At 61.8% G+C, this 16805-nt stretch carries 15 protein-coding genes; 5 read left to right on the plus strand and 10 right to left on the minus strand.

Translation table 11 applies throughout. The features are described from left to right. From DM08_RS10570 to DM08_RS10600, 7 genes are all read right to left on the minus strand, one after another. Positions 1-262 (minus strand): transposase (locus DM08_RS10570; protein ID WP_035384435.1); only part of this gene is annotated, 262 nt, incomplete at its 3' end. Positions 263-693: 431 nt separating this feature from the next. Next, complete coding sequence (locus tag DM08_RS10575) at positions 694-1158, minus strand: WbuC family cupin fold metalloprotein (RefSeq protein WP_035384633.1); 465 nt, start codon at positions 1156-1158, stop codon at positions 694-696. A gap of 72 nt (positions 1159-1230) precedes the next feature. Further along, entirely contained in the window at positions 1231-2199 is a 969-nt protein-coding gene (ispB, locus tag DM08_RS10580) for an octaprenyl diphosphate synthase (protein ID WP_035384634.1), read from the minus strand. 92 nt (positions 2200-2291) lie between these two features. Continuing rightward, entirely contained in the window at positions 2292-3518 is a 1227-nt protein-coding gene (locus DM08_RS10585) for an FAD-dependent monooxygenase (protein WP_035384635.1), read from the minus strand. Then, a complete protein-coding gene (gene pepP, locus DM08_RS10590; protein ID WP_035384636.1) occupies positions 3511-4815 on the minus strand; it encodes a Xaa-Pro aminopeptidase in 1305 nt (434 codons plus the stop codon). The genes DM08_RS10585 and pepP overlap by 8 nt, the downstream gene beginning before the upstream one ends. Further along, positions 4812-5654, minus strand: a complete 843-nt coding sequence (locus tag DM08_RS13210; RefSeq protein ID WP_237560275.1) for a nucleotidyltransferase family protein — start codon at positions 5652-5654, stop codon at positions 4812-4814. The genes pepP and DM08_RS13210 overlap by 4 nt, the downstream gene beginning before the upstream one ends. A 2-nt stretch (positions 5655-5656) precedes the next feature. Continuing rightward, on the minus strand, positions 5657-6655 hold the full coding sequence (locus DM08_RS10600) for an aminoglycoside phosphotransferase family protein (RefSeq protein ID WP_035384637.1): 999 nt from the start codon (positions 6653-6655) through the stop codon (positions 5657-5659). A 60-nt stretch (positions 6656-6715) separates the two neighbouring features. Between DM08_RS10600 and DM08_RS10605 the strand changes: the two genes are divergently transcribed. The 5 genes from DM08_RS10605 (at position 6716) to rsmA (ending at position 12750) form a co-directional block, all read left to right on the plus strand. Beyond that, a complete protein-coding gene (locus DM08_RS10605) occupies positions 6716-8968 on the plus strand; it encodes an LPS-assembly protein LptD (RefSeq protein WP_035384638.1) in 2253 nt (750 codons plus the stop codon). A gap of 18 nt (positions 8969-8986) precedes the next feature. Then, positions 8987-10291, plus strand: coding sequence for a peptidylprolyl isomerase (locus DM08_RS10610; RefSeq protein ID WP_035384639.1), 1305 nt, complete (start codon positions 8987-8989; stop codon positions 10289-10291). Positions 10292-10356: 65 nt separating this feature from the next. After that, positions 10357-11457: a 4-hydroxythreonine-4-phosphate dehydrogenase PdxA gene (gene pdxA / locus DM08_RS10615; protein WP_081908870.1), complete on the plus strand. Its 1101-nt coding sequence runs from the start codon at positions 10357-10359 to the stop codon at positions 11455-11457. A 43-nt stretch (positions 11458-11500) separates the two neighbouring features. Further along, the gene (locus tag DM08_RS10620; RefSeq protein WP_152555826.1) at positions 11501-11884 is read left to right on the plus strand and encodes a hypothetical protein; all 384 of its coding nucleotides are present in this window, start codon (positions 11501-11503) and stop codon (positions 11882-11884) included. A 104-nt stretch (positions 11885-11988) separates the two neighbouring features. Continuing rightward, the gene (gene rsmA, locus DM08_RS10625) at positions 11989-12750 is read left to right on the plus strand and encodes a 16S rRNA (adenine(1518)-N(6)/adenine(1519)-N(6))-dimethyltransferase RsmA (protein WP_035384641.1); all 762 of its coding nucleotides are present in this window, start codon (positions 11989-11991) and stop codon (positions 12748-12750) included. Here the strand turns inward: rsmA and DM08_RS10630 are convergent. The 3 genes from DM08_RS10630 to DM08_RS10640 all read right to left on the minus strand — a co-directional run bounded on the left by DM08_RS10630 (position 12747) and on the right by DM08_RS10640 (position 16805). Next, positions 12747-14792 carry a GGDEF and EAL domain-containing protein gene (locus tag DM08_RS10630; RefSeq protein ID WP_035384642.1) on the minus strand — a complete coding sequence of 682 codons (2046 nt, stop codon included), beginning with the start codon at positions 14790-14792 and terminating at the stop codon, positions 12747-12749. The genes rsmA and DM08_RS10630 overlap by 4 nt on opposite strands. 97 nt (positions 14793-14889) lie before the next feature. Continuing rightward, positions 14890-16056, minus strand: coding sequence for a cardiolipin synthase ClsB (gene clsB / locus DM08_RS10635; protein WP_035384643.1), 1167 nt, complete (start codon positions 16054-16056; stop codon positions 14890-14892). Continuing rightward, on the minus strand, positions 16053-16805 hold the full coding sequence (locus DM08_RS10640; protein ID WP_035384644.1) for an endonuclease/exonuclease/phosphatase family protein: 753 nt from the start codon (positions 16803-16805) through the stop codon (positions 16053-16055). The genes clsB and DM08_RS10640 overlap by 4 nt, the downstream gene beginning before the upstream one ends.

The raw sequence follows: 16805 nt of genomic DNA on the forward strand, positions 1-16805 counted from the left end.
GCTTCAGCTCCCGTTTGAGCTTCGATAGCTCGCTCTCTTCCGTCACCTTTGGTCGACCGGGCTCGCGGAATACGCCACCATTCGCCTTGAATTGCGCCTGCCACTTGTAGAGCCGGTTGCGTGCAACACCCAGTTCCAGCGCTAGTTGCGTCCCCGGCTTTTGCCCCAATTCCAGCAACCGCACTGCCTCGCGCTTGAATTCCGCACTGAACCGCTGCCGCTGCCTCTCCGGATTTACCTTGCCTTTTCCCTTGCTTTCCATTGAACACCTCCTTCATTAACTGTCTCCTATTGAAGTGTCCGTTAAAGGCGGGTTAGCTCAGACCACGGTTCTCTTCAGCGCTGTTCCGCTCAACTCACCGCACCCCTCAAGAGTAAGTCGCCCCCACACCAGCGCTGGCGTATCAGACGTTCAAGGTGGCTGCGTCCAACCCAGCCTACCAAGCGACGGTGCCGCTGGGACGGGGACATAAAATTCACACTCCAGAGCGTCCTTGCAGCGCGCCACTATCAGCAGGTTTTTAGCCCAGCTAATTTCTCCAACCAGCGATTGGAGATTTGGCAACTTGGCGTATTCATTGAAAAACTGCCGCATTAGCCAAAGGTTCTGCACGGCCAAAACCGCACCAAAACCGCAAAACCGAGGACAGACCACGGTTTTCTTCAGCGCTGTTCCGCTCAACTCACCCCCCCTCAAGAGTAAGTCGCCCCCACCTCAGCGCTGGCGTACCAAGTGTTCAAGGTGGCAGCATCCAGCCCAGCCGACCAGGCGGCGGTGTCGCTAGCGGGAACCGGCACGTAGCCGCCTTGTTTGACTTCGAAGATCACGCCGCCGCTATCCAACGACATGACGGCGTGCCAGGCACCCGCCGGTAGTTCGACGACGCTGGTATCCTCACCCAATACGGTGCGCTCGACCACGGTCTGTCCTTCAGCATCGAACACCAGCACGACGAAGCGGCCACGCAGGGCGAACAGCACTTCCCAGGTGTGGGGATGGCGGTGCGGCAGCACCAGCGTGTCCGGTTCCATGGCGATGGCCAAGCGTTGCACCGGGTCGCTGAGTTGTTCGTGCAGATTATGGTTGGCGCGCAGGCGCGGGGAGTGTTGGGCTTGCTGGGCGAGCTGATCCAGCGCGGCATGGTCGAGTCGTTTCAAGGTTCCTCCTGGGGTGGATCGGCGGAGCGCCAGGTTGCTAGCCGCATGGACGAGCGCGCCCATGCGGCGGTGTCAGTATTGCCGGGTGGCGGCGAAGTTGGCCAGTGCGACCAGCCTGTCTCTGGATGGGGAAGCAGGCAGTTTCGCCAGCGCCGCACATGCCGCCTCGGCCTCGCGCAGCGCCTGCTGGCGGGTATGTTCGAGCGCGCCCGTGGCCCGGATGACTTCCAGCACGCGGGGAAAACTGTCCAGATCGCCCTGCTCGATGGCAGTGCGCACCACGGCGGCCTGCTCCGGCGTGCCATGCTGCATGGCGTAGATCAGCGGCAAGGTCGGTTTGCCTTCGGCCAGGTCGTCGCCCAGATGCTTGCCGGTCTCGGCCTCGTCGGCAGAATAGTCCAGCACATCGTCCACCAACTGGAACGCTGTGCCGAGGTGCATGCCGTAGGCGGCGGCGGCCTGTTCCTGCTCGGCATCGACCTTGCCCAGGATGGCACCCAGGCGCATCGCCGCTTCGAACAGCTTGGCGGTCTTGCAGTGAATGACGCGCATGTAGTTGGCCACGTCCACGTCGGCATCATGGCAGTTGAGCAGTTGCAGGACTTCGCCCTCGGCGATCAGGTTGGTCGCATCCGCCAAGGTCTGCATCACGCGCATGTCGTTCACTTGCACCATCATCTGGAACGCGCGCGAATAGAGGAAATCACCGACCAGCACGCTGGCGGCATTGCCGAACAAGGCACTGGCCGTGGCGCGCCCCCGGCGCAGATCGGACTCGTCCACCACGTCGTCGTGCAGCAAGGTGGCGGTGTGGATGAATTCGACCACCGCCGCCAGATCGTAATGGAACTTGCCGCTGTAGCCGAAGGCCTGGGCCGACAACACCACCAGGGCCGGACGCAGGCGTTTGCCGCCGCTGTTGACGATGTATTCACCCACCTGATTGACCAAGGCCACTTCGGAATGCAGGCGCTGGCGGATCACACCATCGACGGCGGACATGTCGGCAGCGAGGAACTCTTTTATGGCGTCGATGGACACGTTGGACCCTGTTTTCAGGAGGATGGAAAGGGGCGTGATGTTATGGACCGGGGCTGGTCCTGTCAAGCATCCGGGGTGCACCTGCCGGACGGCTAGCCGTTGGCCCCGAACATCATGCGCTTGGCCACGAACTGCTTGGCGGGCGGGATGCAGTCCAGCAGCGCCAGCGAAGCGCCACGGGCATGTCCCAGCCCAGGCAGATCGTTGGAGAACAGCCGCACCAGCCCGTCGGTGAAGCGGATGCCGGCAGCGCGGTCTAACCGCCTTGAGCGCTGGTAATCATCCAGCATGGCGGCAGAACCCAGCGATTCCGGCGCGGCGCGCAGCACGACCTGCGCCAGCTCCCAGGCATCGCGGATACCCATGTTGAAGCCCTGCCCCGCCACCGGATGCAGCGTCTGCGCCGCGTTGCCCAGCAGCACGGCGTGCGGCAGCGTGGTTTGCGGCGCGCGCTTCAACCGCAGCGGATAACTGGAACGCGGCCCCACGCCGGTGAATGCGCCAACGCGGTCGCCGAAATGCTCGTGCAAGCGGGCAAGGAAAGTGGCCTCGTCCCAGGCCATCATCTCCTGGACCTGCTCGTGCGAGGCTGTCCACACCAGCTCGTAACCGTCGTGATACGGCAGCAGCGCCACCGGCCCCTGCGGAGTAAAGCGCTCGAACGCCGTGCCCGGCTTGGGATGAGCGCAAGTGACATGGGCGATCACCCCGCTCTGGCCATAGTCATGCACCTCGGGCGGATGGCTGGCCTCCAGCAAGCGACCGCCATCGGCCACCACCGCCAGCTTGGCCGTAAGTTCCTGCGCCACTCCGTCGCGGCTATAGCGGATGGTCGCCGCCTCCGCGCCAGTTTCCAGCGCGGTCACCGCCGCGTTGCCGATACAGATCAACTCCCCTCGCCCGCTCACGGGAGAGGGGTTGGGGGAGAGGGCCGCCGATTCCGCACCAGCGCCCTCAACCCGCGCCGCCGCCAGCACCGCCGACTGCAAGCCATTCTGCAACGCCGAATACGGCAACACATAGCCCAGCTCCGGCGCGCCCAGCTCCTCCGCCTGCAAGCGCGTGCGGCCCAAACGCCCCTTCTGCGAGATGTGGATGGTACGTATGCCCGACACCTGCGGCAGCTTGGCCCACACGCCCAGCCGGTCGAGCAACAAGCGCGTGCCATACGACAAGGCCAGCGCACGCGGATCGGTACTGGGCGAGAAATCGCGCGCTTCCAGCAGGCAGATGCGCAGCCCGCTGTCGCGCAAGGCCAGCGCCAGCGTACTTCCCACCGGCCCGCCGCCAATGATGACGATGTCGTAGTGTTCACTCATCTCGCATGATCTCCTCAATCTCACTGAGCGTCTTCGGCGCGTCCGCCGTCAAATTCTCGCAGCCATCCGCCGTGATGACCACGTCGTCTTCGATGCGGATGCCGATGTTCCACAGCGCTTCGGGCACGTCATCCGCCGGGCGGATGTAGCAGCCGGGCTCGATGGTGTAGGCCATGCCGGGTTGCAGGCTGCGCCAGCGATCATCCACCTTGTAGTCGCCGACATCGTGCACGTCCATGCCCAGCCAGTGGCCGGTGCGGTGCATGTAAAAGCGCTTGTAGGCACCGCTTTCGATCACGCCGTCTAGCGTGCCAGTGAGCAACTTCAAGTCGAGCATCCCTTGGGCCAGAACGCGCACGGCCGCTTCGTGCGGCGCGTCCCAGCTGTTGCCGGGGCGGCTGGCGGCGAAGGCAGCGGACTGGGCAGCGAGGACGATCTCGTAGACATCGCGCTGGGCGGCGCTGAAGCGGCCATTCACCGGGAAGGTGCGGGTGATGTCGGCGGCATAGCCTTCCAGCTCGCAGCCCGCGTCGATCAGCAGCAAGTCGCCGTCGCGCAGCTTGCGGTCGTTGCTGACGTAGTGCAGCACGCAGGCGCTGGCCCCGCCCGCGACGATGGCGGGATAAGCCTGATGGCGCGCGCCGTGGCGGACGAATTCATGCACCAGCTCGGCCTCGACCTCGTATTCCATCCGACCGGGACGGGTGAACCGCATGGCGCGGCGGTGCGCCTCGGCGGAAATGGCGGCGGCGCGGCGCATCACCGCGATCTCGTGGCTATCCTTGATGAGGCGCATCTCGTGCAGCAGGGCGCGCACGTCGCGCACTTCGTTCGGCGCGCGCACGCCGCTGCGCACCTTGGCCTGCACCTCGCCGCGCAGCTTGAGCAGGCGCGCATCCCAGTCGGCGTCCGCGCCCAGCGGGCAAAACAGCGAGGGCTGGTTGCCCATCAGCTCGACCAACTTCTCGTGCAACTGCGCCACCGGGTAGGTCGCATCGAAGCCAAACTCGGCCTGCGCCGCCTCCGGCCCATAGCGGAAGCCGTCCCAAATCTCGCGCTCGGCGTTTTTCTCGCGGCAGAACAGGATGGATTTCGGTTCGTCGCCCGCGATCAACACCAGCACCGCCTCCGGCTCGGTGAAGCCGGTGAGGTAGTAAAAACTACTGTCGTGGCGGTAGGCGTAATGCGTGTCGCCGTTGCGCTCGACCTCCTCGGCAGTGGGGATGACGGCGATGCCGCGCCCCATCTGCTGTTGCAACAAGGCGCGGCGGCGCTGGTAAAGGGAGATGTCGGTCATGCGCGTAATTCCTTGTCGAGTTCGTCCAGCCGCTGCGGCGTGCCCACATCCACCCAGCGCCCGGCGTGGTGTTCGCCGCCAACTTTGCCCGCCGCAATGGCCGCGCGCAGCAAGGGGGCCAGCGGGGCGGCCGTGCCGGGCGCGATATCGGCGAACAGCGCGGGGCGATAGAGGCCGATGCCGGAGAAGGTGAATTTTGAGTCGTTAGTCGCAAGACGTAAGTCGTGAGTTGGAAGCAAACGTCCCTCGTGCAGCGAAAAATCCCCGTTCGGGTGGTGTTCGGGGTTGTTGACCAGCAGCAAATGGGCAAGGTCGTCGCTGGCTTGCAGGCGGGCGGCGAGTTCGGGCAGGTGGGCGAAGTCGTAGTCGCACCAGACGTCGCCGTTGATGACGGCGAACACCTCGCCCTCTCCTTTGATCCCGCTGATGGAACTACCAGCCAGTCGACTAAGCCCGCAAGCGGGCAAGTCGCTGGTTGTCCCACAAGTGGGCGAGGGAAACATGCTCCCCTCTCCCACTTGTGGGAGAGGGGCTGGGGGAGAGGGGCTTTGCAGCAGCGGCATGGCCCTGGCAATCCCCCCCGCCGTCTCCAGCGCGGTGGTTTCCGGCGAATAGCGGATGCTTGCGCCGAACTGGCTGCCGTCTCCCAGCGCCTCTTCAATCTGCTGGCCGAGGTGGGCGTGGTTGATGACGAGTTCGGTGATGCCCGCCGCCACCAGCCGCTCGATGTGCCACACGATCAGCGGCTTGCCGCCCACTTGCAGCAGCGGCTTGGGCGTGTGGTCGGTCAGCGGACGCATCCGCTCGCCCCGCCCCGCCGCTAAGATCATCGCGCGCATGGTCAGAACGAGTACCCTTCCTGCACGTCGTTCGGGTGCAGTTCGTCGAGCAGGTTGAGCAGCGGTTTGAGGTCGATGTAGCGGGCGCAGGCTCGATGCAGATATTCGAACACCAGCGGGATGTCTTTGAGGTAGCCGTCTTTGCCATCTCGATGGTAGAGACGAGCGAAGATGCCGAGCACCTTGATGTGGCGTTGCACACCCATCATCTCGTAGTCGCGGTAGAACTCGCCGAAGTCCTCGTTCACCGGCAGACCGGCCTTACGAGCCTTTTCCCAGTAGCGGATCAGCCAGTCCATCACCTCGTTCTCTTCCCACTGGATGTAGGCATCCTTGAACAGCGAGGCGAGGTCGTAAGTGATCGGGCCGTAGACGGCATCCTGGAAATCGATGACACCGGGGTTATTGTCCGGCACGAGCATGAGGTTGCGCGAATGGTAGTCGCGATGGACATACACGCAGGGTTGCGCGAGATTGTTGGCGAGGATGGCCTTGAAGGCGCGTTCCAGATCGTGGCTTTGTTTCTCGCTCAGCGTCACGCCGAGGTGCTTGCCGAGATACCACTCCGGAAACAGGTTCAGCTCGCGGCGCAGCAGGGCTTCGTCGTAGGGCGGCAGTTGGTCCGGCTTGGATGCGAGCTGGATCTTGATGAGAGCGTCGGTCGCCTCACCGTAAAGTTTTCCGGCATTCCCACTTTCCAATGCTTGCAGATAGGTCGTATTGCCGAGGTCGGACAGCAACAGGAAGCCCTGTTCCAAGTCTTGCGCATACACATGCGGCACATGCGCGCCCGCGTCCTCGAACAGCTTGCCCACATGCAGGAAGGGACGACAGTCCTCGTGCTGCGGCGGTGCATCCATGACGATGCGGGTCGCCCCATCGGGAAAGGTAGCGCGGAAGTAGCGGCGAAAACTGGCATCGGCGGAAGCGGGGGCCAGCAGGAAGTCGGTATCGGGGTACAGGCCTGAGATCCAGGCAGAGAGCTGCTGCTGACGTTGCATTATCGATTTGCCTTAATCGTGGTTTTGTGCGATTTTAGCACCCTTATTCGAATGCTCAATATGCGTTTCCGCCTCAAGCCCGTCGTCCTTCTCCTGCTGTTCCCGATCTCTTCTCCCCTGCTGGCGGAAGAGCTGTCGCTCGTTCTGAAACCGACATCGCGCCTGCTGGCTCTGCCCGAACCCGCCCAAGCTACGCCGATTTTCATGTATGCCGATCAGATCGAAGGGGTCAAGGACGTGCAGATCGAGGCCACCGGGCATGTCGAGATGCGCAAATTGGGCCAGAGGGTCTGGGCCGACTACCTGCTCTACCTGCAACAGTCACAGGACCTCCATGCCACCGGGGCAGTGCGACTGGAACAGAACAACAGCGTGTTGCGCGGCCCCGAGTTGCGCATGAATCTGGATTCCGGCGCGGGAGACATGCCGCAGCCCCAATACGAGTTGGGCGACACCGGCGGCCACGGCAAAGCCGACAGCCTGCACATGAGCAGCCGCGAGAACTACGATCTGAAAGACGCGACCTACACGACCTGCCCTATCGACCAGGAAGACTGGATGCTCAAGGCGGGCTCGCTCAATCTGGACCAGAACACGCACATAGGTGTGGCCGAGGATGTCACGGTCAGTTGGCTGGGAGTGCCCTTCCTGTATACGCCCTGGATGGACTTCCCGCTCGACAACCAGCGGAAATCCGGCTTCCTCGGGCCGACATTCGGCGCAACCACCAAGGGTGGCAGCGAACTGAGCATCCCTTACTACTGGAACATCGCCCCCAACATGGATGCGACGTTGGCACCCCGCCTGATGCAGAAGCGCGGCATCCTGTTCAACAACGAGTTCCGCTATCTGCGCCCAACTTTTGGCGGCAACATACGGGCGAACGTGTTGCCGTCGGATGCGCTGACCAACACCAGCCGCTCCTATATCGGGCTGCAACATCAGCACACGCTGCCCTTCGGCATACTCGGAGCGATCAACTACAACTACGCTTCCGACAACGCCTATTTCCGCGATATGTCTGGTTCGGCGAACACCGCCAGCCAGGTCCATCTGCTACGCGACGGAATGCTAACTTACGCGGGTGAAGGCCGATGGTGGACGGCGCAGATGCGGGTACAGCGTTTTCAGACCCTGCAAGACCCTGCTGCGCCGATCGCCACTCCATACCACCGCACACCGCAAATGACTTTGAGCGCTGCTCGTCCATTCGGAGATGCCAACTTCAAGTTCAGCGGGGAATTCGTCGATTTCAGCCACCCCACTGCCGTCAATGGCCAGCGCGTAGTGTTCTATCCCAGCGTCAGCTATCCATTGATCGCCACTCCCGGTTTCTACCTCACCCCCAAGCTGGGCTGGCACAACACCTATTACTCACTGGGCTCAAACAACGCGGCGCAACGACCTAACAACCAGTCCCGCTCACTACCCATCGCCAGTCTGGATACCGGGCTGGCCTTCGAGCGTGAGATGGAGATATCCGGACATAGCTACCTGCAGACACTGGAGCCGCGCGCTTACTTCGTCCACATCCCCTATCAGGACCAGAGCCTGATGCCGGTGTTCGATACAGCACAGGCAGGTTTCAATTTCGGCCAGATATTCAGCGAGAACCGCTTCGTCGGTAACGACCGCATCGGCGATGCCAGCCAGGTGACTGCTGCCCTCACGTCGCGCATCATCGACCCGGAGACCGGCGATGAGCAGATGCGCTTCATGCTGGGCGAACGATTCAGCGCGATCTCGCCCAAGGTCAACCTGGTCGTGCCGACCGGCACGACCAACAAATCCGACATCCTGCTCGGTTTCTCGGCCCGCGCCAGTCGAGACTGGTCGTTCGACAGCCTGCTGCAGTACAACCCGAACGTGGGGCGGAAAGAGCTGTTCAACAGCTCGGCCCGCTACCAACCTGAACCCGGCAAAGTGCTCAATCTCAGCTACCGCTACATGCGCAGCAGCCTCAACCTGCCCAACAATGCTGCGATCAACCACGTCAGCGTATCGGCACAATGGCCGCTGTACGGCCGCTGGAGCAGCGTGATACGCAACAACTACTCGCTGCAGGAGAACCGCGTGGTAGAGGCACTCGCCGGGCTTGAGTATAATCAGGACTGTTGGACCGTACGGATGGTGGCTCAGCGCTTCGCGATCTCCAAGAATCAGACTTCCACCGGGCTCTTCCTGCAGTTGGAACTGAACGGCCTGGTCCGTGTCGGCCCGGATCCGTTGCAAGCCCTGCGACAAGGCATTCCCGGCTACACCCAGATGAATCGACCGTCGGGCGAGGCATCCCAACCCAATTTGTATGACTAGCCGCTACAGAAAGTGAATATGTACAAGAAGATACTCGTAGCCTGCCTGCTGACCGTGACCGGGCTGGACTTGGCACTGGCTGCCGACCCACAGACGCAAGTCGCCCCCATCGACCAGATCGTGGTCGTGGTGAACGAAGACGTGATCACGCGCAACGAGCTGAACAGTCAACTGGATAGCGCGATCGCCCAATTGAAGAAACAGGGCACTCCGCTACCCGAAGACGGGGTGCTGGAGAAACAAGTCCTGGAGCGGATGATTACCGAGATGCTGCAGGCACAGTTCGCCAAGGAGACCGGTATCCGCATCGACGATACACAGCTGGACCGCACGCTGCAGCGTATCGCCCAGGCCAACAATCTCAACTCGCTCGAAGAGTTCCGCGCCCGCGTCGAACAGGATGGTTCCAGCTTCGCCAAGTTCCGCGAGCAGATTCGCGCAGAGATCGCCAGTACCCGCCTGCGCGAACGCGAAGTCGATGCCAAGATCGTCATCAGCGAGAACGAGATCGACAACTTCCTGGCCAATCAGGAGCGCCAAGGCGGTAAGGGTGAAGAGTTCCATCTGGCACACATCTTCATCGGCGTACCCGAACAGGCCAGTGCGGCAGCCATACGCGCCAGCCAGCAACGTGCGGAAGAGGCGTTGGGCAAACTTCAGGGCGGCAACTCGTTCGCCCAAGTGGCGGCTGGCTATTCCGATGCCAAGGACGGGTTGACCGGCGGTGAGCTGGGCTGGCGTCCTGCCGAGCGTATCCCGCCACTGTTTCTGGAGGAACTCAAGAAACTCCAGCCCGGCGGCTTCAGCTCAATACTGCGCAGCCCCAATGGCTTTCACATCCTTAAACTGGTCGAAAGACGCGACAAAAACCAGGCCGTGCTCATCACCCAGACCCATGCCCGCCACATCCTGATCCGCACCAGCGAGTTGGTACCCGAGAAGGAGGCCCGCGCCAAGCTGGCGGAGATCAAGCGGGCACTGGATAACGGGGCGGATTTCGCCGAGCAGGCAAAACTCAATTCCGAGGATGGCAGTGCCTCAAAAGGCGGCGATCTGGGCTGGCTCTCTCCCGGCGATACCGTGCCGGAGTTCGAGAACGGCATGAACGCGACCGCGATCGGCCAAGTCAGCGCCCCGATCCAGAGCGGTTTCGGCTTCCATCTGATCCAGGTGCTGGAACGCCGCAATCAGGATGTCAGCGTGGAACAAAAGCGCATGCAAGCCAAACAGTCCATACGCGCACTCAAATCGGACGAAGCCTATCAAGACTGGCTGCGCCAGTTGCGTGACCGCGCTTTCGTCGAATACCGCGAGAATCAATGAACGCCGCGATGCGGATCGCTTCGCTCACTCTCCTGCTGGCAGGAGAGGTTTGAGGTGCAGGCACTTTGAATGCTCCCCTCGCAATAACTTCCGGCGAACCCGCAGGCATAGGTCCGGACCTGTGTCTGCAACTCGCGGGCCTGCCCGTCGTGGTGCTGGCAGACAAAGAGCTGTTGGCGCAACGCGCCGCCCAGTTGGGGCTGACGGTCGAACTGCTGGACTACGCGCCTGAGGCCGCCGCGCCCGCCTCCGGCCAGTTGCAGGTGTTGCACATCCCGCTCGCCGCTCCGGTACAAGCGGGCCGACTCAATACCGCCAACAGCCGCTACGTGCTGGAGCTGCTCACCCGCGCAACGCAAGGCTGCCAGTCCGGCGAGTTCGCGGGCATGGTCACTGCCCCGGTGCACAAGGGCGTCATCAACGACGCGGGTATCCCCTTCACCGGCCACACCGAATTCCTCGCCGAACTCACCGGCACAGCGCTGGTGGTGATGATGCTGGCGGCTCGAATCACGATCCCACCCCCCGCTCGCCCTGAGCCTGTCGAAGGATGGACGGGTTCCGACCCGAACGGAAAGTTCGATTTGCGCGTCGCCCTCGCCACCACCCACCTGCCGCTGCGCGAAGTGGCCGATGCCATCACGGCTGAGCTGCTGGAAGCCGTGCTGCGCATCCTGCGCCTAGACCTGCAGCGCCGCTTCGGGCTGGACAACCCGCGCATCCTCGTCGCCGGGCTGAACCCGCACGCGGGCGAAGGCGGGCATCTGGGACGTGAAGAGATCGAGGTGATGATTCCTGTGCTGGATAGCCTGCGCTCCGAAGGCTTCGATGTCTCCGCCCCGCTGCCCGCCGACACCCTGTTCGCCGCCCACCGGTTGAAGGATGCCGACGCCGTGCTGGCGATGTACCACGACCAGGGCCTGCCGGTGCTCAAGCACGCCAGCTTCGGCGAGGGCGTCAACATCACCCTCGGCCTGCCCATCATCCGCACCTCGGTCGACCACGGCACCGCGCTAGAACTGGCGGGCACTGGCCGTGCCGATGTCGGCAGCCTGCTGGAAGCGATCAAAGTGGCGCGGGAGATGGCGCGGCATAGTACTCGGAATAACCAGCAGTTTATTGATGCTAGTGCCAAGAATTATGCAACCAAGCAACCCCATCATTGAGAATCGGCCGCCTCGATATTTGCGTGCGACGCTGATTACAGCCATGGGAAGTACCCTACTACCAATGCTGTTCTCACTAGCAGCATACCGAGCATATATCTCGCCAGACTGGGATGGAAATGGAGATTCAGGTGCTGTGCAAGGATTCATGTTTTTCATGATTGCTGCCGTGATAGCCGCCTCTTTCGCTGTCGTTGCATTTCCTAGTGCCGCCGCTTGGCTTAGATTTCAGGCGCGCTACTCAAAAGCACCGTTCATCAAGTTGCTTACAACTTGGATCGCCATCCTCGCCTTGCTTTTAGGAATCGGAGCGGCTATTACCAGTCAGTCATTTTCGATAGCCATCCCTGTGGCCCTCCTACTTTTCTTTCTCTTCGCTCTGCTGATCATCCCATTCGCCTATTTATGGTTCAAGTTAGCAGAATGATATCGCTGCGACGATCTAGCATCAGCCGCACTACGCAAACATTGTTGATTTAATGTGGCTGCTCAGATGAATTTGCGAAGACCCGTTTAATGATTGGATGATTCATGCATAAAGCCAAAAAACAGTTCGGCCAAAACTTCCTGGTCGACCAGAACATCATCGCCGACATCGTACGCGCCATTCGGCCGGAGGCGGGCGACACGATGGTGGAGATCGGGCCGGGGCTGGGGGCGCTGACGCGGCCTTTGCTCAAGGGGCTGGATCATCTGCACGTGGTGGAGATCGACCGCGACATCATCGCGCGACTCAAGACGGACTACCCGCAGGACAAGCTGACCATCCACGAGGGCGACGCGCTGCAATTCGACTTTGCCACCCTGCCTGCGCCGCTGCGCATCGTCGGCAACCTGCCCTACAACATCTCCTCGCCGCTGCTGTTCCACTTCGCCGACTACGCCGAGCGCGTCACCGACATGCATTTCATGTTGCAGAACGAGGTGGTGGAACGCATGGTGGCCGAGCCTTCGACGGCGGCTTACGGGCGGCTGTCGGTGATGCTGCAAGCGCGCTTCTACATGGAGAAGCTGCTCGATGTGCCGCCGCAATCCTTCCGCCCCGCACCCAAGGTGGATTCCGCCATCGTGCGCATGATCCCGCTGCCTGCCGATCAGTTGCTGGTCAAGGATCAAGCGCGTTTTTCCGCCATCGTCGGCACCGCTTTCGGCCAGCGCCGCAAGATGCTGCGCAGCACGCTCAAGGCATATTTCAGCGAGGGCGACCTGGTACGGCTGGGTATCGACCCGCAGCTGCGGGCGGAAAATCTGGGGGTGGCGGATTTCGCCCGTCTCGCCGACGACGGGGCTTAGATCGAAGCTGCTGGTTTGCCGTAGTAGTAACCCTGGGCGTAATCCACGCCCATCTCGGCCAGGATCCTGGCTGTCTCCTCGTCCTCGACGAATTCGGCCACGGTCTGCAAACCGAATTCCTTGGCCACCTGGTGGATGTGGCGCACCATGATGCGGTCGCGCTCATCAAAGGCGATCTGGCGCACGAAGCCGCCTTCGATCTTGACGTAGTCCACGGCCAGATATTTCAGGTACAGGAAGGAGGAGAACCCGCTGCCGAAGTCATCCAGCGCGATGGCGATGCCCTGACCGCGCAACTCATCGATCAGATTCTTGACCGTGCCCATGTGCGGCAAGGCTTCGCGCTCGGTGATCTCCAGCACGATACGGTCACAGCTCAAGCCGAGCTGCTGCACTTGCTCGGGAATGGAGCGAACCCAGTCCAGATCGGCGAAGGTGCGGGCCGACAGGTTGAAGAACATCTTGGTATGGGGATATCTCGGGCTCATCTGCTGCAGATGTTGCAGGCCCTTACCGAAGATACGGATGTCCATTTCGCGGATCATGCCCAACTCCTCCGCCGCCTCGATGAACTGCCCGGCAGCAATCACCTTTGCGCCATCCCGGATACGCGCCAGCACTTCGAACGCCGCCGGCTCGCCGGTGCGCACCTGCACGATGGGTTGCATAAAGGCTTCGACCCGATCTTCCTGCAAGGCACGACGCAGATAGTCGCCACGGCGGAACACATTCATCTCGGCACGCTCCGGCTCGGTCGAAGCCGTCAGCACCTGATTTTTGCCGTGACTCTTGGCCTGATACAAGACCACATCCATGGCCGTCTGCAACTCGGTCTTGCTCACTCCGTCCGCCGGGTAGCTGACCACGCTGAAACTGGCGGACAGGTTGACCTGCCCCACCGGCAACTCGAACACCTCATCAGCGAGGGCACGATGTAACTTCTGCCCCACCGCGAATGCCTGCTCCGGCGTGGTCTCGGGCAGGATGATGGCGAACTCGTCGCCACCGATGCGCGCCATCATGTCCCCCTTGCGCAGGCAGGACTCCAGCAACAGGCTCATCTGCTTCAATGCCAGGTCACCGATAGGATGGCCGTAGGTATCGTTGACGAACTTGAAATCATCCAGATCGGCCATGATGATGGAGAACCGGTGTTCATGGCGTGAGGCGCGGGTGACTTCGTAATCGAGAAACTCGTCGAACTTGCGCCGGTTGTACAAGCCGGTCAACGGATCGCGCACCGCCAGCTCCTCCATGCGCTCGTTGTACTCCTGGACCGTGGCCAGCAAATGGTTGAAATAATCCGCCAGCCGCTGTAGTTCGACGATGCGATGGCCACCATTCACCCGGTGCGACAGGTCCATCTCGTGGGTGATACGCTGGATCACGTCCACCAGCTCCGCGATCGGCTGGGCCACCAGGTAGCGCAACTTGATGTACAGCACGATGAACACTAGCCCCATCACCAGCAAGGTATACCCCACGATGGAGTTGATGAGATAGGTCAATGAAACCTTGATGTCACGGATGGGATAGGTGATGTCTATCACCCCATGCACCGCACCAACGTGAGATTGGGTGTGGCAACCCAGACATTCGTCCGTGGCATGTACCGGATAGATATAGCGCAAGGTATGGTCACCGAACACCATCCGGTCCTGACCATCGATCAGCGCTTGCGCCAGCAGCGGATCGGCGGAGATGAGGCTGTTTTCTCCCTTCATATCGCCGAACTGCCGGGCGACAGCCGCGCCACGATAGACCTGTATGCCCAACCGGGGCATGGAGGTGTTCAGATGCTTGATGACTTCCTTGATCTCGTCCTTGTTCCAGCCTTTGCGCATGGCCGAATACAGACTTTGGAACACGAGTTGGGAGGTTTGTTTGGCTTCGTCCCCTGCCAGTTCCTGGATGGCACGGTCACGCACCACTCCCGACAGGACGTACAACAACACCAGCGCCAGCATCATGGAGATGACGGACAACGTCAGCAACAAGCGTCCGAGTGTCACACGCTGGATGAAGTAGAAAAGTTTCGTCATGAGGCGGCAATATACACTAACTCATTACTTTAATGTAGCAAGATAAGCGATTGTTAATAAATGGATGGATGTCAGAAAATATCCTACTTTTCCGCACTCAGATCTCCTCACCCGCGCGGATATAGCCACTCCATCCGGCCAGCAGGCGCACCACACCGTAGCTCACCCAGGTCAGCAGACGCGACCAGAGGGGCAGGCCCTGCCAGTGATCGACATGGATGCGCTGGGCACCAGCTTCCAAGGCAGCCAGCAGACTGGCGCGCAAGGCCCCGGCGAATTCGGCGTCGCGCACCACCAGATTGCCTTCTCGCGCCAGCAACAGGCTGAACGGATCGATGTTGCTGGAGCCGACCGTCGCCCACTGCCCATCAACCACCGCCACCTTGGCGTGCAACAGGCTGGCGTGATACTCGTTGATCTCGATGCCTGCCTGCAGCAACTGCCCATACAGCGCCCGACAGGCGTAATGCTGCAAGGGGTGATCCACCCGCCCCTGCAACAACAGCACCACGCGCACGCCGCGTGCGGCGGCACTCACCAGTGCCTGGCGGAACTTGCGTCCCGGCAGGAAATAGGCGTTGGCCAGCACGATCTCATACTGCGCCTGGCCGATGGCCTTGAGGTAGGCCCGCTCGATGTCGCGGCGGTGGCGTAGATTATCGCGCAGCAGAAAGGCCACCTTCTGGCGCGTATCCGACTTGAGCTGCCTGGGCAGCGCGTCACGGTCACCGCGCCGCCGCAGTTGCGACCACGACACCAGCGCCCACAAACGGCGTGCCGCCGCGTGCATGTCGTGCACCACCGGGCCGCTGACTTCCACGGCGAAATCCAGACGCGGCGCGTGCATGCCCGGTGAGATGTCGCTGATGATGTTGATGCCGCCGACGAAACCCAGCCGCCCATCCACCACCACCAGCTTGCGATGCAAACGGCGCAGACGGTGGCGACGGAAGTTGAAACGCCCCAGTTCCTGCCGGAACCACAGTACGGTCACGCCCGCACTCCGCATCCGCTCTACCCACCCGTCCGGCAACGCGGCACTGCCGAAGCCATCCAGCAACACATGCACACGCACTCCACGTCGCGCTGCCTGCTGCAAAGCCTCCGCCACCCAGCGCCCTTCCTGGTCGGCGGCAAAGATGTAGGTCTCCAGATGAATGCTGTGCTGCGCGGCCGCGATGGCCGCCAGCAAATGCGGGAAATATTCCTCGCCGTTGCGCAACAGGGTGAGCTGATGGCCCGCCACGGCAAGGGTGGAGCTCATGGCAGATGCAATACGGCAGAAAGCGCGGCGTGATCGGAGATGCTGTCCCAGGGATGCCGGGCATGGATGCGGGCATCGGCCACCTCCAGCCCGCGTACATAGATGCGATCCAGCGACAGCACCGGCACGCGCACTGGGAAGCTCTTGGCCGGACGCCCGTAGCGACACTCGAAGGCCTCGCTCAACCCCAGCTCGCGCAGCAACACCTGGCTGGCTTCGTTGCGCCAGTCGTTGAAATCGCCGGCGAGGATGAGGGGAGCCTCCGCCGGGACCCGGCGGGCGATGTACTGCACCATGTCGCGCAACTGCGTCCTCCGCCCCCTTGCAAACAGTCCCAAATGCACGCAAAAGCAATGGATCACCGTCTTGCCGTCCGCCATCGCCACTGCGCTGTGCAACAGGCCCCGGCTCTCGAAGCGGTGCGCCGAGATGTCGCGGTTATGTGAATCGAGGATGTGATGGCGACTCAGGATGGCGTTGCCGTGATGGCCCGCGTCGTACACCGAATTCTTGCCGTAAGCGCAATGCAGCCAGCGATGTTCGGCCAGGAACTCATGCTGGGGCAAGGCCGGATAGTTGTCGTAGCGACGCAGATGCAAGGTGTGTTCGCCCTGCACCTCTTGCAGGAAGACGATGTCCGCATCCAGCGAACGCAGGCAGTCGCGCAGCTCGTGCAGCACCATGCGCCGGTTGAAATGAGAGAAGCCCTTGTGGATGTTGTAGGTGGCGATGTGCAGGGTGTTCGACAT

The organism is Ferriphaselus sp. R-1, assembly GCF_000746095.1.
Lineage (GTDB): Bacteria > Pseudomonadota > Gammaproteobacteria > Burkholderiales > Gallionellaceae > Ferriphaselus.